The sequence below is a fragment of the Rhodococcus sp. USK10 genome, from assembly GCF_019378875.1.
Taxonomy (GTDB): Bacteria; Actinomycetota; Actinomycetes; order Mycobacteriales; family Mycobacteriaceae; genus Rhodococcus_F; species Rhodococcus_F pseudokoreensis.
In genome coordinates, this window is record NZ_CP076048.1 from 8146471 (window position 1) to 8161193 (window position 14723).

Sequence of the window (14723 nt, forward strand, 5' to 3'; positions counted from 1 at the left end):
GGCCCCGGTCGATGACCGGGGCCGCACGTCGTGAACTTTTCGGTTGAACGCGAAATGGTGCGCGATACTGGGATTGAACCAGTGACCTCTTCCGTGTCAGGGAAGCGCTCTCCCGCTGAGCTAATCGCGCGGGACGGAAAAAAGAGAGCGGACGACGGGATTCGAACCCGCGACCCCAACCTTGGCAAGGTTGTGCGCTACCAGCTGCGCCACGTCCGCATTCGTGATGGCCCTGTGCGGGGCCGTCACTGTCGAGCAAGTCAAACACTAACAGTCGAGCATCTAGCATCTATCTCGGTGCGCGATACTGGGATTGAACCAGTGACCTCTTCCGTGTCAGGGAAGCGCTCTCCCGCTGAGCTAATCGCGCGAGGTGGAGACGGGAATCGAACCCGTGTGCACGGCTTTGCAGGCCGTTGCCTCACCACTCGGCCACTCCACCGTAAAGGTTGAGTCCAACCTCTCGAGCGGACGACGGGATTCGAACCCGCGACCCCAACCTTGGCAAGGTTGTGCGCTACCAGCTGCGCCACGTCCGCATGCACCGTGTAACTCGCGGAGAATGTTCTCCGTGGTGCGGTTGAGAACATTAGCCGACCATCCGCGATAGTTACAAATCTGCAGGTCAAGGCATCAGAGGGTGAACTCGGCGTGAACGGGACCGGGGCGCGGGCGTGCCGCGGGAAGGGGCCGGCACGAATCCCACCCGAATCCCACCCGAATCCCATCGGGGTGATTTTCGTTCGGCCGCTCGGTCTGTTAATGTTCCAACTCGTTCGAGCGCGAGTATCTGGCGCGCCTCGGTCCCGTGGCTCAGTGGAAGAGCGTCCCGTTCACACCGGGAAGGTCGCTGGTTCGATCCCAGCCGGGACCACACAGAGAAGAGGCCGTTTCCGAAATCGGAAACGGCCTCTTCTTTTTCGTGTGCGCACCCGGAAAATCGGTTGTTGCCGCTCTCAGGTGCGACGGACAATGAACTGAGCCGGCCGTAAATTCCCGGGTGATCCGCTACCGAAGGACTGAAGTCCCATGTTCCCCGTGAGGCTGGAAGGCACCACCGCGCCGACACTGATGTGGGCGGAGGAGCAGACCATCGAGCAGGCTGCGTTGCAGCAGTTGCGGAACATGGCCGACCTGCCGTGGGTGCACGGGGTGCGCGTCATGCCCGACGTCCACGTAGGCAAGGGTGCGACGGTCGGTTCCGTCATCGCGATGCGGGAGGCGGTCGCCCCCGCGGCGGTCGGCGTCGACATCGGCTGCGGAATTACGGCGGTCCGGACCGATGTGACCGCGAGCGACCTGCCCGACAGCCTGCGGTCGATGAGGTCGCACATCGAGCGGGCGGTGCCCGTCGGTTTCGCCATGCACGAGCATTCGGTGAACGTCGGCGCACTGGGTCCGGATGCCGGGGGAGTGAAGAAGGGGTGGCATCGCTTCTGGCAGGAGTTCGGCGACCTGCATTCCGGCGTGCAGTCCCGGGAATCGCGGGCGATGAAGCAGATCGGCACGCTCGGCGGCGGCAACCATTTCATCGAGGTGTGTCTGTCGGACGCCGACGAGGTCTGGCTGATGCTGCACTCCGGGTCACGCAACATCGGCAAGGAACTGGCGGAGCGGCACATCGCGGTGGCGCGGGCCCTGCCGCACAACCAGCGGCTGGTCGATCGTGATCTCGCGGTGTTCCTCGCAGGCAGCAAGGAGATGGATGCGTATCGCCACGACCTGACGTGGGCGCAGGAATACGCGGCCCGGAACCGCGCCGTCATGCTCACGCTGGTGATGCGGGCCTTCCGGCAGTCCCTTCCCGGCAGGACGGTGCGGTTCGACGAGCCGATCTCCTGCCACCACAACTATGTGTCGGAGGAGATCGTCGACGGCGAGCCGATGCTCGTCACGCGTAAGGGGGCGATCCGGGCGGGCCGGGGTGATCTCGGGCTCATCCCCGGGTCGATGGGTACCGGGTCCTACGTCGTGCGGGGCCTGGGCTCCGAGTTGTCCTTCAATTCGGCGTCGCACGGGGCGGGACGGACGATGAGCCGCACGAAGGCGAAGAAGCGGTTCACCGTCGACGACCTGGTGCGGCAGACGTCCGGCGTCGAATCGCGCAAGGACGCCGGTGTGATCGACGAGATTCCCGGCGCCTACAAGGACATCGAGCAGGTGATCGAAGCGCAGGCCGATCTCGTCGAGGTCGTGGCCCACCTGCGGCAGGTCGTCTGTGTGAAGGGGTGACCGCAGGTCGCGGTCGGTAGGGTGGACTGGTGACCAGCAGAGAAGCTCGACCGGGATCCGCGCCCGAGAACAGGGACGTGGACGACTCGGATCTGTCGCCGTTCCAGGAAGCGGAGAGCCGCTGGCGCCGGTGGCGGGCACACGTCGCCGCGCGCCCGAGCCTCAACCTGGCGTACCGCATCGTGGTGGGGGTGATCGGCGTTCTCGTGCTGGCCGCCGGGATCGTCGCGATCCCGTACCCCGGGCCCGGATGGCTGATCGTGTTCGCGGGGCTCGGGATTCTCGCGTCCGAGTTCGAGTGGGCCCACCGGTTGCTGCACTACGCGCGGCAGCGTTACGACAAGTTCATGGACTGGTTCTCGCGGCAGTCGCTGGTGGTCAAGGGGCTGGGCGCGTTGCTGACGTGTGCCGTCGTCCTCGCCACGCTGTGGTTGCTCGGGACGTTCGGTCTCGTCGGGACGTGGATCGGCCTCGACTACCCGTGGCTGGAGAGCCCGCTCTAGCCGGACGCATGATTGGGTGTCACTGCTGGGCCGATAACATGGGCTGGCACATTCACCATGTCTGCACCGCACACCTCACCTAGGAGAACATCGCCGTGAGCACCCCCGCATCCGCCGCCCCAGCCACCGTCGTCCGGGTGCCCGCGGGGACGACGGCCGGTACAGCGGTTCGGGAGGCCGGCTACCCGACCAAGGGCCCGGACGTCGTCGTCGTGGTCCGTGACGCGGAGGGCCAGCTCAAGGACCTGTCCTGGGTGCCGGACGCCGACGTCGAGGTCGAACCGGTCGCGGCGAACACCGACGACGGCCGCAGCGTCATCCGCCACTCGGCGGCGCACGTCCTCGCGCAGGCCGTCCAACAGGAATTCCCCGAGGCCAAGCTCGGCATCGGCCCGCCGATCAAGGACGGCTTCTACTACGACTTCGCCGTTGAACGCCCGTTCACTCCCGAGGACCTCGCGAACCTCGAGAAGCGGATGAAGAAGATCGTCAAGGGATCGCAGCGGTTCTCGCGCCGCGTCGTCGACTCGCTGGAGGAGGCACGCGCCGAACTGGCGAACGAGCCCTTCAAGCTCGAACTCATCGACGACAAGTCGGGAATCGACGACCCGGAGATCATGGAGGTGGGCGGCAACGAACTCACCATCTACGACAACCTGGACCCGCGGACCGGCGAGAAGGTGTGGGGAGACCTGTGCCGCGGCCCGCACATTCCCACCACCAAGCACATCCCGGCGTTCAAGCTCACCCGCAGCTCGGCGGCGTACTGGCGTGGTAACCAGGACAACGCCGACCTGCAGCGCATCTACGGTACCGCGTGGGAGTCGGCGGAGGCGCTGGAGCAGCACCTGGAACTGCTCGCCGAGGCCGAGCGTCGCGACCACCGCAAGCTGGGGTCGGAACTCGACCTGTTCAGCTTCCCCGACGAGCTCGGCTCGGGACTGCCCGTGTTCCACCCCCGGGGCGGGATCATCCGCACCGAGATGGAGGACTACTCCCGAAAGCGCCATGTCGACGAGGGGTACGAGTTCGTCAACACCCCCCACATCACCAAGGGCCACCTCTACGAGGTGTCGGGTCACCTGGACTGGTACCGCGACGGCATGTTCCCCGCGATGCACATCGACGAGGAACTGAACGAGGACGGCACCGTGCGCAAGCCGGGCCAGGACTACTACCTCAAGCCGATGAACTGCCCGATGCACAACCTGATCTTCCGCTCCCGTGGACGGTCGTACCGCGAACTGCCGTTGCGGCTCTTCGAGTTCGGTTCGGTGTACCGGTACGAGAAGTCGGGTGTCGTCCACGGCCTGACCCGCGTGCGGGGCATGACGCAGGACGACGCGCACATCTACTGCACCCGCGAGCAGATGCGCGACGAACTGGCGACCACCCTGCAGTTCGTCCTGGGTCTGCTGAAGGACTACGGACTGGACGACTTCTACCTCGAGCTGTCCACCAAGAATCCGGACAAGTTCGTCGGCGACGATGCCGTGTGGGAGGAAGCGACGGCGACGCTCGCCGAGGTCGCGGAGTCGTCGGGGCTGAACCTCGTTCCCGATCCGGGCGGCGCCGCGTTCTACGGCCCGAAGATCTCGGTGCAGGTGCAGGACGCCCTGGGGCGTACCTGGCAGATGTCGACGATTCAGCTCGACTTCAACCTGCCCGAGCGGTTCGACCTCGAGTACACCGCCAACGACGGCACCAAGCAGCGGCCGGTGATGATCCACCGGGCCCTTTTCGGGTCCATCGAACGGTTCTTCGGGGTGCTCACCGAGCACTACGCGGGCGCGTTCCCGGCCTGGCTGGCGCCCGTCCAGGTGGTCGGCATCCCGGTGGCGGAGACGTTCGCCGATCACCTCTTCGACGTCGTGAAGCGGTTGAAGGCGGCCGGTATCCGCGCCGAGGTCGACGCGAGCGACGACCGCATGCAGAAGAAGATCTTCAACAACACGGCGCAGAAGGTGCCGTTCATGCTGCTGGCGGGTGCGCGCGACGTCGAAGCCGGCGCAGTCAGCTTCCGATTCCGCGACGGCACCCAGGTCAACGGCGTGCCCGTGGACGACGCCGTGCGCATCGTCACCGAGTGGATCGGCCGCCGCGAGAACGCCTCGCCGACGGCGGAACTGCTGCAATCCGGTCAGGAAGGGTGACGCACATGACCGGAGGTGACGACGTGACGGCCGACGAGATGCTCGGCGGCCCCGGCCGCCTCGTCGACCGCGGTCCCGGCGAACCCGATCACCTCCAGCGGATCTGGTCGCCGCACCGCATGTCGTACATCGCCGAGACGCCGAAGTCGAAGGACGCCCCGAACGAGCCGTTCATCGACATCCCGAAGATGGACGACGAGGACGGGCTGATCGTCGCCCGCGGGGAGCACGTGTACGCGGTGCTGAACCTGTACCCGTACAACCCGGGGCACCTGATGGTGGTTCCCTACCGCAAGGTCGCGGCGCTGGAGGACCTGACGGAGGAGGAAAGCGCCGAGCTGATGTCGTTCACGCAGCAGGCGCTGCGCGTGATCAAACGGGTGTCGCGACCGGACGGTTTCAACGTCGGCCTCAATCTCGGTGCGGCGGCGGGCGGTTCGCTCGCCGAGCACCTGCATCAGCACATCGTTCCGCGCTGGGGTGGGGACGCGAACTTCATCACGGTCCTCGCCGGGGTCAAGGTCATGCCGCAGTTGCTGCGCGAGACCCGGGGGCTGCTGGCGAAGGCCTGGAATGAATGACGCGATAGATGAATGACGCGCGAGTCGCTGACTCACGCGTTCGGGGTTCCTGGCAGGAAGTGAAGAACGGGGTGGAGAGGTGCTGAGCTTCTTCGGACGGGCATCCGTGTCCAAGGTGACGGCGCCGCTGGGGAAGGCCCTGGTCAAGACCGGGCTCACCCCCGATTCCGTCACCGTCATCGGCACCGTGGCGACCGTGGCGGGCGCCGTCACGCTGTTTCCCAGCGGACATCTGTTCTGGGGAGCGATGTTCATCTGGCTGTTCGTGATGTTCGACATGCTGGACGGCGCGATGGCACGCGCACGGGGCGGCGGAACCCGGTACGGCGCCGTCCTCGACGCCACCTGCGACCGGGTGGCCGACGGCGCGATTTTCGCCGGTCTCGCCTGGTGGGCGGTCTACCACGAGAACAGCAAACCGCTGCTGATCGCGACGCTGCTGTGCCTGGTCACCTCGCAGGTGATCTCGTACGCCAAGGCGCGCGCCGAGGCGAGCGGACTGTCCGCCGACGGCGGGCTCATCGAGCGACCCGATCGGCTGATCATCGTGCTCGTAGGCGCCGGCGTCACGGGACTCGGAGTGCCGTGGGCCGTGCACGCCGCGATGTGGTTGCTGTCGGTGGGCAGCGTGATCACCGTGTTCCAGCGGGTTCTGGCGGTCCGTAGGTCGCCGGGGGCGCGGGACGTGCTGCCCCTGCCGCCCGCGGACGCGACGCCGGAAGACGGACAGGCGACCGCGCAGTGAGCGGCGTGTCCGAACGCCTCAGCGACCTGGGGTACGCGGCAGGCTGGCGGCTGGTGCGTGCCCTGCCCGAGAAGGCCGCGGTCACCCTGTTCGACAAGGGAGCGGACTTCGCCGTCCGGAACGGTGGCCCGGACCAGTTGCGCCGCAATCTCGCCCGCGTGCTGGGTGTGCCCGCCGCGGAGGTGCCGGACACGCTGATGCGGGCGTCGATGCGGTCCTACGCGCGGTACTGGCGGGAGGCCTTCCGGCTGCCGTCGATGGATCTGGTGAAGACCGGCGCCGCCCTCGACGAGCTGATCGAGGGACAGAAGCACCTCGACGCCGCGAAAGAAGCAGGCACGGGCGCGATTCTCGCACTTCCGCACAGCGGCAACTGGGACATGGCCGGCGTGTGGTGCGCCCAGCACTGGGGTGGCCTGTCCACGGTCGCCGAACGGCTGAAACCCGAATCGCTGTACCAGCGGTTCGTCGACTACCGCGAAGGCCTCGGCTTCGAGATCTTCCCGCTCAGCGGCGGCGAGCACCCCCCGTTCGTGGAATTGTCGGAGCGGCTGCGGGACAACGGCATCGTGTGCCTGCTCGGTGAACGCGACCTGGCGAAGAAGGGGGTCCCGGTGACGTTCTTCGGGGAACCGACCCGGATGCCCGCCGGTCCCGCCAAGCTGGCGATCGACACCGGTGCGCCGCTGCTGCCGGTGCACTGCTGGTTCACCGACGGCGGGTGGGGTTTCCGCATCGACCCGCCGATCGACACGACCGCAGGAGTGGCCGCGGCGACCCAGGCCCTGGCGGACCGGTTCGAGGCCAACATCGCCGCCCATCCCGAGGACTGGCACATGCTCCAGCCGCTGTGGCTGTCCGATCTGTCGCAGGCGAGGCTCTCCCGCATGGAGAACTCGTGAAGATCGGCATGGTCTGCCCGTACTCGTTCGACGTCCCGGGCGGAGTGCAGGCCCACGTCGTCGACCTCGCGGAGGTCTTGATCGAGCGCGGGCACAAGGTGAGCGTCCTGGCCCCGGCGTCCGACGACGTCGACCTGCCCGGTTTCGTCGTGTCGGCGGGACGCGCCCTCGCCATTCCCTACAACGGTTCGGTGGCCCGGCTGAGTTTCGGCCCCGCCGCGAGTGCCCGGGTCCGGCGCTGGATCTCGGACAACGACTTCGACGTCCTGCACATCCACGAGCCCAACGCGCCGAGCCTGTCGATGCTCGCCATGCGGGTGGCCGAGGGCCCCATCGTGGCGACGTTCCACACCTCGACGACGAAGTCGTTGGTGCTGAGCACGTTTCAGGGTGTGCTCCAGCCGTACCTGGAGAAGATCAGTGGTCGCATCGCGGTGTCGGAACTCGCGCGACGCTGGCAGGTGGAATCGCTCGGCTCCGACGCCGTCGAAATCCCCAACGGGGTCGACGTCCCGGCGTTCGCGAACGCCGAACCGCTGCCCGGCTACCCGCGCCCCGGAAAGACCATCCTCTTCCTCGGACGCTACGACGAGCCCCGCAAGGGCATGGCCGTGCTCCTGAAGGCGCTGCCCGCGCTGGTCGAGAAGTATCCCGACCTCGAGGTGCTGGTGGTCGGCCGCGGCGACGAGGACAAGTTGCGCCGCGAGGCGGGCCCGGTGTTCGGGAACCTGCGTCTGCTCGGCCAGGTCGACGACGCCGAGAAGGCGTCGGCGCTGCGGAGCGCCGACGTGTACTGCGCCCCCAACCTCGGCGGTGAGAGCTTCGGCATCGTGCTGGTGGAGGCGATGGCCGCCGGTGCCGCCGTCGTCGCGAGCGAACTGGACGCGTTCCGCCGGGTCCTGCGGGACGGCCAGGCGGGCGTGCTGGTGCCGGTGGGGGATGCGGCCGCGCTCGCCGCCGGGATCGACTCGGTCCTGGGCGACCCGGAGCGCAGCGCCGCGCTCACCGACGCCGGCCGCACGGTGGTCACCGAATACGACTGGCCGGTGGTGGCCGAGCAGATCCTGCGCGTCTACGAGACGGTCACCGTCGGCCGCGACGGCGTCCGGGAGGTCGGCTCGTGACCCTCTCCGCCCTCACGATCCTGGTTCTCGCGCTGGTCGCGGCCGTCGTCCTCGTGATCGGCCTGTGGGCGTACGGCACGGCCAACCGCCTCGACCGCCTGCACGTCCGTTCCGACCTGTCCTGGCAGGCCCTCGACGCGGCCCTCGCCCGCCGGGCGGTGGTCGTCCGCGCGGCGGCCGCGGCGATGGACCCACCCGAGGGCAGGTCGCTGGCCGCGCTGTCGGCCAGGGCCGAACGGTCGGACCGGGCCGACCGGGAGATCGCCGAGAACGCGTTGTCCAGCGCACTCTCGTCGCTCGACCCGGACACCCTGCGCCCCCAATTGGTGGCGGAACTCGCCGACGCCGAGGCGCGGGTGCTGATCGCCCGCCGCTTCCACAACGATGCCGTCCGCGACACCCTCGCGCTGCGCACCCGGCGGCCCGTCCGATGGCTGCACCTCGGCGGCACGGCCCCGCTGCCGACGTACTTCGAGATCACCGAACGCTCGTCCGCGGCCGCGGTCACCGAGGGCCTGTCCCTCGACTCCGTCCGCACCTCCGCCCGGGTGGTGCTGCTCGACGGTGAGGGCCGGGTGCTGCTGCTGCGGGGACACGACCCCACCGTCCCCGACATCTACTACTGGTTCACGATCGGCGGCGCCGTCGAGAAGGGCGAGAACCTCCGCGCCGCCGCGGTCCGGGAGATCGCCGAGGAGACCGGGCACACCGCATCGGCCGAGTCGCTACGCGGACCGATGTGGCGCCGGGTGGCGATCTTCTCCTGGAACGGGCAGCTCATCCGCTCCGAGGAACTGTTCTTCGCGCTGCGCACCGACGGGTTCGAGCCGCATCACGGCGGCTTCACCGAACTCGAGAGCCGCACCATCACCGGTCACCGGTGGTGCACCGCGGACACGGTCCGCGAACTGGCGGCGGCGGGTGAGGCCGTGTACCCGCACGACCTCGCGGATCTCCTCGACGAGGCCGAAGCGGTCGCCGTTGCCGCCGACGACCCCGAGGTGCGCGCGATCACCTGAGCCGCCCGCAGGTCCGGAGAAAGCCAGCAATCGCGGACTGGCTACGGAAGTGGACTGGCGTTCGTCCTAGAATCGGGTACTGCAGCGTGAACGTCGTCGCTCACGCATGCCGCTATCGCAATCAATCCACGCCACACCTCAGGAGTTCGCTGTGAGCACCCCCGACACCACCCCCACCACCGGTACGGCGCGCGTCAAGCGCGGCATGGCCGAGATGTTGAAGGGCGGGGTCATCATGGACGTCGTCACCCCCGACCAGGCGAAGATCGCCGAGGACGCCGGTGCCGTCGCGGTGATGGCACTCGAGCGGGTGCCCGCGGACATTCGCGCCCAGGGCGGCGTGTCCCGGATGAGCGACCCGGACATGATCGACGGCATCATCTCCGCCGTGTCGATCCCGGTGATGGCCAAGGCCCGGATCGGGCACTTCGTCGAGGCGCAGATCCTGCAGTCGCTCGGTGTCGACTACATCGACGAGTCCGAGGTCCTGACGCCGGCCGACTACGCCAACCACATCGACAAGTGGAAGTTCACCGTTCCGTTCGTCTGTGGTGCCACCAATCTCGGTGAGGCGCTGCGCCGGATCACCGAGGGTGCGGCGATGATCCGCTCGAAGGGTGAGGCCGGCACCGGTGACGTGTCCAACGCGACCACCCACATGCGCACCATCGGTGGGGAGATCCGCCGGCTGACGTCGCTGAGCGAGGACGAGCTGTACGTGGCGGCCAAGGAGCTGCAGGCCCCGTACGACCTGGTCGTCGAGGTCGCCAAGGCCGGTAAGTTGCCGGTCACCATGTTCACTGCCGGTGGCATCGCCACCCCGGCGGACGCGGCGATGATGATGCAGCTCGGCGCGGAGGGTGTGTTCGTCGGCTCCGGCATCTTCAAGTCGGGCAACCCGGCCGAGCGGGCCGCGGCGATCGTCAAGGCGACCACGTTCTTCGACGACCCGGACGTTCTCGCGAAGGTCTCCCGCGGGCTGGGTGAGGCGATGGTCGGCATCAACGTCGACGACATCCCCGTCCCGCACCGGCTCGCCGAACGCGGCTGGTGATCCGCGCGCTCGATCACTGATCGAGCGCCGGCGCTCCCGGCGCTGCTCTTCCGCTCGCACCGCACGAGGCCCCACCCCGGGCCCGTGCGGTCCGGTCCGGTGCGCGGGTCCGTGGGAGAGTGTCAGCGGACGAGCATCGGAAGGGCCGTGGATGGCGACGATCGAAGAGATCCTGGAAGTGGAACGCCTCGAGGAGAACATCTTCCGGGGCATAGCGACCGAGACCATGCTTCCCCGCACCTTCGGCGGTCAGGTGGCGGGTCAGGCACTCGTGGCGGCGGTCCGCACGGTCGAACCCCGGTTCGCGGTGCATTCGCTGCACGGCTACTTCCTCCGTCCGGGCAACCCCGCGATGCCGATCGTGTACCTCGTGGACCGGATCCGGGACGGCCGCTCGTTCGTCACCCGGCGGGTCAGCGCCGTGCAGGACGGCCAGGCCATCTTCACGATGTCGGCGTCCTTCCAGGTGGCGGACGTGGGCATCGAGCACCAGGACGAGATGCCGGTGGTCCCGCCGCCGGATTCGCTGCCGTTCGCCAGTGAGTCCGAAGACCCGGAGATCGCCTGGCTCGCCCGGGAGTGGTCCGACTGGGACATCCGGATCGTCGGACACGGCGAGGTCGACCGCATCCGCGGTGCGGCCGCGCAGCAGCAGGCGTGGTTCCGGTCCCGCCGAAGGCTGCCCGACGACCCCGTGTTCCATGTGTGCGCGCTGGCGTACATGAGCGACATGACGCTCATCGGTTCCGCGATGACACCGCATCCCGGTGTCGAGATCGACAGTGCCTCACTCGATCACGCGCTGTGGTTCCTGCGCCCGTTCCGCGCCGACGAATGGCTGCTGTACGACCAGACGTCGCCGTCCGCCGGCTTCGGCCGGGGTCTCGCGCAGGGACGGATCTTCGACAGGAAGGGGAACCTGGTCGCCGCCGTGGTGCAGGAGGGGCTGACCCGGTTCCTGCGCACGACGTGAGCGGGTTCAGCGGCCCGCTCGGACCGCGGGTTTCGGCGGATGGTCGTACCGCACCAGCAGGTCGGGTTCGTCGGTGACGTCGGCGGCGCGGCGTAGCAGTGCGGGCACGGTCCAACGTTGATCGGCCGGGGTACGGCGCAGCAGGGCCCCTTCACCCAGGTGGAGTTGCACGGTGACGTCGAAGTCGAGGTCCCGGCCGAGCAGCATCGGGCCCGTCACGAGCAGCACCTGCCCGTCGGCCGCGGGCACCCGGGCACAGCGGGCGGAGCGATCCTCGTCTTCGTCCCACAACCGCGGCAGCCACCGGCGGTCGGTGCGGACCGACCGCACCACCTCCCGGTTCAGGGCGTCGTAGTCGAACCAGAGCGTGCGGTAGCTGAGTTCGTCGTCGCGTCCGTGCTCGAACCGCAGGGAGGCGGGCCGGACGTAGTCGTGAAGGGACACGACGTCACAGGGCCTGCCCTGCTCCCGCAACGACTCACAGACCGCGCCGGCAAGGGGCAGCGGCTGGGCGCCGTCTGGGGCGTCGATCGCGACGACGGCGATGCCGTCCACCACGAGGCAGCGTTCGGTGACGAGGGCGACGAGACCGTCCGGGCTCGTCGGTGTGAACATCGTCATGGCACCCATGGTGCCTCGAGCCCGAACCGGGCGGATAACCTTGACCAGGCACAGAAGGAGGGCTGATGGCGAGCATCGAGGACATTCTCGAACTCGAAGCGCTGGAGAAAGACATCTTCCGCGGCTCGGTTCATCCGTCCGTGCTGAAGAGGACGTTCGGCGGGCAGGTCGCCGGTCAGTCGCTGGTCTCCGCCGTCCGCACCGTCGACGAGCGATTCGAGGTGCACTCCCTGCACGGGTACTTCCTGCGCCCCGGAAATCCGGTGGAACCCACCGTGTACCTGGTCGACCGGATCCGGGACGGCCGGTCGTTCTGCACCCGGCGGGTCACCGGAATCCAGGACGGCAAGGCGATCTTCACCATGTCGGCGTCGTTCCACTCGGGGGACGAGGGCATCGAGCACCAGGACACGATGCCGCCGGTGCCCGAGCCCGAAGAGCTCGTCGACGCACAGACCGTCGAGGAGATGGCCGCCACCGATCTCTACCGGGAGTGGAAGGAATGGGACGTCCGTATCGTTCCGGCCGACGCCACCAGGAAGACGCCCGGAATCGCCGCACAGCAACGCGTGTGGATGCGCTACCGCGACAAGCTGCCCGACGATCAGGTCTTCCACATCTGCACCCTCGCCTACCTCAGTGACATGACGCTCCTCGGCGCGTCGAAGGTCCCGCACCCGGGAGTGGTCACCCAGACCGCGTCGCTCGACCACGCCATGTGGTTCCTGCGCCCGTTCCGCGCCGACGAGTGGCTGCTCTACGACCAGACCTCACCCTCCGCCGGCTTCGGTCGCGCCCTCACCCAGGGCCGCATGTTCGACCGGAACGGCACCATGGTCGCCGCCGTGGTGCAGGAGGGGTTGACCCGCATCCAGCGCGATCAGGACCAGCGCGACATCGAGACAGGAAACATGGCATGACCCGTCCCCTCGTCGGAGTACTCGCCCTGCAGGGCGATGTCCGTGAACACCTTGCTGCACTGAATGATTCGGGCGCCGACGCCGTGGGCATCCGTCGCCCGGAGGAGCTCGAGAAGATCGACGGCCTGGTGATCCCGGGCGGTGAGTCGACGACGATGAGCAAGCTGCTGCAGATCTTCGAACTGCTCGAGCCGCTGAAGGCCCGCCTGCGCGACGGGTTGCCCGCCTACGGGTCGTGCGCCGGGATGATCCTCCTCGCGAGCGAGATCCTCGACACGAGGCCCGACGCCCAGCACCTCGGCGCCATCGACATGACCGTGCGCCGCAACGCATTCGGCCGTCAGGTCGATTCCTTCGAGTCCGACCTCGAATTCGAGGGCATCGTCGGCGATCCGATGCGGGCCGTGTTCATCCGGGCCCCGTGGGTGGAGCGCGTCGGCGACGACGTCCAGGTCCTCGCCCGGGTGCCCGAGTCGGGTGGCGCGGCCGCTGGACGCATCGTGGCCGTGCGGCAAGGTTCCGTGGTGGCGACGTCGTTCCACCCGGAGGTCACGGGAGACCGGCGAGTGCACGAGTTGTTCGTCGACATCGTCCGCGGGGTCTAACCCGTCGGACTGGGTGCGGCGAGCGAGTTGAGGAGCGCCGCACCCTGAGCGGCGCCGTCGACGGTGACCGCGAACGGGCGGCCGCCGGTGCGGGTCACCACGATGCCCTCGCCGCCGCGGATCACCACCGCCGTTCCGCGCGGTGAGAAGCGGTAACCCCAGCCGCCCCATTCGCCGGGGCGGATTTCGGTCACCTGCGCCTCGTCGACCGCGTCGAGTGGGATGTGCCGCCAGCGCACGTTCCACGACGACAGGCTCAGCCCGGTGCGGTCGACCTGCACGGTCACCGACGCGAAGGTGCCACCGGCGACCACCAGGACGAGGAACAGTACCGCGAGCCAGAGTGCGCCGACCAGCGCGGACACGACCGCGGCAACGGCCATGGCGAGAGCGAGCACGCCCGCCCAGCGCCCGCGCGCATATCCGGTCCAGGACGCGCGCTCGCCGGGCGCCAGGGGGACGGGCAGCGTCGGTGCGGGGCCGTTCTCCGTGGCGCGCGGCGGCCGGGGGAGCAGCACGAACGTGGCGAAAGCCCACGGGATTCCCAGCAGGGGGATCACGATCCACCAGCCCAGCGTCGCCGCCTCGGGCGCGCCCGTACGGACGGTGGCGGCGACACTGGCGATCCAGGTCGTGGCCACCGTCCACCCGGTGAACACGGTCGCGGGCAGCCAGAGGGCGGCGTCGGTGCGGATCCGGACTGCGACGACGCCGGCGATGCCCGCGGCGATCGCGCAGACGGCGACGGCGATCCAGAAGTAGGTGGTCGTGTCGCTGAATCCGTCGGGTTCGGTGCCGGACCAGTGACTGGCCACCACCGGCGGCAGGTCGTCGCCCCACGCGAGTCTCGCGATCACGAGGGCGAGGAGGGGTACGGCCGAGGTCGCCGCGAGGAGGCGGGTGCGGGAGGTCGTCATTGTCTGGTGGTCTCCTTGATCACGTCGAGCATCTGTTCGGTGTCGAGTCCGAGGCGCCGGGCCTCGGCGACGAAAGTGCGTGCGGCTTCGGTCAATCCGGTGCGAATCGGGTCGGTGTCGGCGCGGACGACCGCGCCCCGGCCCCGGCGGAGGTCGATCAGCCCCTCGTCGCGGAGGGCGGCGTACGCGCGCAGCACCGTGTGGAGGTTGACGTCGACGGACTCGGCCAGTGCCCGGGCGGAGGGGAGCCGGTCGCCCGCACCGATCTCGCCGCGCAGGAACGCACCGCGCACATTGGCGGCGATCTGTTCGCCCAGTGGGGTGCTGGAACCGTGGTCGACTCGCATCAACATGTTTGCATTCTATGCAAACAA

At 68.5% G+C, this 14723-nt stretch carries 15 protein-coding genes and 6 tRNA genes; 13 read left to right on the forward strand and 8 right to left on the reverse strand.

The features are described from left to right. Positions 1–55: 55 nt before the first annotated feature. From I1A62_RS44310 to I1A62_RS44330, 5 genes are all read right to left on the reverse strand, one after another. Positions 56–130: transfer RNA gene (locus I1A62_RS44310), tRNA-Val, on the reverse strand. Positions 131–146: 16 nt separating this feature from the next. Further along, positions 147–219 (reverse strand) — tRNA-Gly (locus I1A62_RS44315). Positions 220–298: 79 nt separating this feature from the next. Continuing rightward, a tRNA-Val gene (locus I1A62_RS44320) sits at positions 299–370 on the reverse strand. A 1-nt stretch (position 371) separates the two neighbouring features. Next, positions 372–442, reverse strand: a tRNA-Cys gene (locus I1A62_RS44325). A 24-nt stretch (positions 443–466) separates the two neighbouring features. Continuing rightward, positions 467–539: transfer RNA gene (locus I1A62_RS44330), tRNA-Gly, on the reverse strand. 263 nt (positions 540–802) lie between these two features. On the opposite strand from I1A62_RS44330, the gene I1A62_RS44335 reads away from it, so the two are divergent. The 11 genes from I1A62_RS44335 to I1A62_RS44385 all read left to right on the forward strand — a co-directional run bounded on the left by I1A62_RS44335 (position 803) and on the right by I1A62_RS44385 (position 11286). Further along, a tRNA-Val gene (locus I1A62_RS44335) sits at positions 803–874 on the forward strand. Positions 875–1029: 155 nt separating this feature from the next. Next, positions 1030–2232 carry an RtcB family protein gene (locus tag I1A62_RS44340; RefSeq protein WP_124392970.1) on the forward strand — a complete coding sequence of 401 codons (1203 nt, stop codon included), beginning with the start codon at positions 1030–1032 and terminating at the stop codon, positions 2230–2232. Between the two features lie 77 nt (positions 2233–2309). After that, positions 2310–2735, forward strand: a complete 426-nt coding sequence (locus tag I1A62_RS44345) for a TIGR02611 family protein (RefSeq protein WP_206011520.1) — start codon at positions 2310–2312, stop codon at positions 2733–2735. A 95-nt stretch (positions 2736–2830) separates the two neighbouring features. Continuing rightward, positions 2831–4888 (forward strand): threonine--tRNA ligase, encoded by a 2058-nt coding sequence (thrS, locus tag I1A62_RS44350; protein WP_124392971.1) that lies wholly within the window; start codon positions 2831–2833, stop codon positions 4886–4888. 5 nt (positions 4889–4893) lie between these two features. Next, positions 4894–5469 carry an HIT domain-containing protein gene (locus I1A62_RS44355; RefSeq protein WP_124392972.1) on the forward strand — a complete coding sequence of 192 codons (576 nt, stop codon included), beginning with the start codon at positions 4894–4896 and terminating at the stop codon, positions 5467–5469. Positions 5470–5548: 79 nt separating this feature from the next. Continuing rightward, positions 5549–6214, forward strand: coding sequence for a phosphatidylinositol phosphate synthase (pgsA, locus tag I1A62_RS44360; RefSeq protein WP_124392973.1), 666 nt, complete (start codon positions 5549–5551; stop codon positions 6212–6214). Continuing rightward, positions 6211–7116: a phosphatidylinositol mannoside acyltransferase gene (locus I1A62_RS44365; protein WP_124392974.1), complete on the forward strand. Its 906-nt coding sequence runs from the start codon at positions 6211–6213 to the stop codon at positions 7114–7116. Before pgsA ends, I1A62_RS44365 begins: the two co-directional genes overlap by 4 nt. Further along, a complete protein-coding gene (locus I1A62_RS44370) occupies positions 7113–8240 on the forward strand; it encodes a glycosyltransferase family 4 protein (RefSeq protein WP_219458196.1) in 1128 nt (375 codons plus the stop codon). Before I1A62_RS44365 ends, I1A62_RS44370 begins: the two co-directional genes overlap by 4 nt. Continuing rightward, positions 8237–9259 carry an NUDIX domain-containing protein gene (locus I1A62_RS44375; protein ID WP_124392976.1) on the forward strand — a complete coding sequence of 341 codons (1023 nt, stop codon included), beginning with the start codon at positions 8237–8239 and terminating at the stop codon, positions 9257–9259. Before I1A62_RS44370 ends, I1A62_RS44375 begins: the two co-directional genes overlap by 4 nt. Positions 9260–9410: 151 nt before the next feature. Continuing rightward, entirely contained in the window at positions 9411–10313 is a 903-nt protein-coding gene (gene pdxS / locus I1A62_RS44380; RefSeq protein ID WP_015890540.1) for a pyridoxal 5'-phosphate synthase lyase subunit PdxS, read from the forward strand. Between the two features lie 151 nt (positions 10314–10464). Then, positions 10465–11286, forward strand: a complete 822-nt coding sequence (locus I1A62_RS44385; RefSeq protein WP_124392977.1) for an acyl-CoA thioesterase II — start codon at positions 10465–10467, stop codon at positions 11284–11286. Positions 11287–11292: 6 nt separating this feature from the next. On the opposite strand, the gene I1A62_RS44390 is transcribed toward I1A62_RS44385, so the two are convergent. Continuing rightward, positions 11293–11916 carry a hypothetical protein gene (locus I1A62_RS44390; protein WP_219458197.1) on the reverse strand — a complete coding sequence of 208 codons (624 nt, stop codon included), beginning with the start codon at positions 11914–11916 and terminating at the stop codon, positions 11293–11295. 56 nt (positions 11917–11972) lie between these two features. On the opposite strand from I1A62_RS44390, the gene I1A62_RS44395 reads away from it, so the two are divergent. Together I1A62_RS44395 and pdxT are read left to right on the forward strand one after the other, a co-directional pair. After that, a complete protein-coding gene (locus I1A62_RS44395) occupies positions 11973–12827 on the forward strand; it encodes an acyl-CoA thioesterase II (RefSeq protein WP_124392979.1) in 855 nt (284 codons plus the stop codon). Next, positions 12824–13432 carry a pyridoxal 5'-phosphate synthase glutaminase subunit PdxT gene (gene pdxT, locus I1A62_RS44400; protein ID WP_087555886.1) on the forward strand — a complete coding sequence of 203 codons (609 nt, stop codon included), beginning with the start codon at positions 12824–12826 and terminating at the stop codon, positions 13430–13432. Before I1A62_RS44395 ends, pdxT begins: the two co-directional genes overlap by 4 nt. Here the strand turns inward: pdxT and I1A62_RS44405 are convergent. After that, positions 13429–14349 (reverse strand): hypothetical protein, encoded by a 921-nt coding sequence (locus tag I1A62_RS44405; RefSeq protein ID WP_219458198.1) that lies wholly within the window; start codon positions 14347–14349, stop codon positions 13429–13431. The genes pdxT and I1A62_RS44405 overlap by 4 nt on opposite strands. Next, a complete protein-coding gene (locus I1A62_RS44410; protein ID WP_124392981.1) occupies positions 14346–14702 on the reverse strand; it encodes a GntR family transcriptional regulator in 357 nt (118 codons plus the stop codon). Before I1A62_RS44410 ends, I1A62_RS44405 begins: the two co-directional genes overlap by 4 nt. Positions 14703–14723 lie beyond the last annotated feature (21 nt).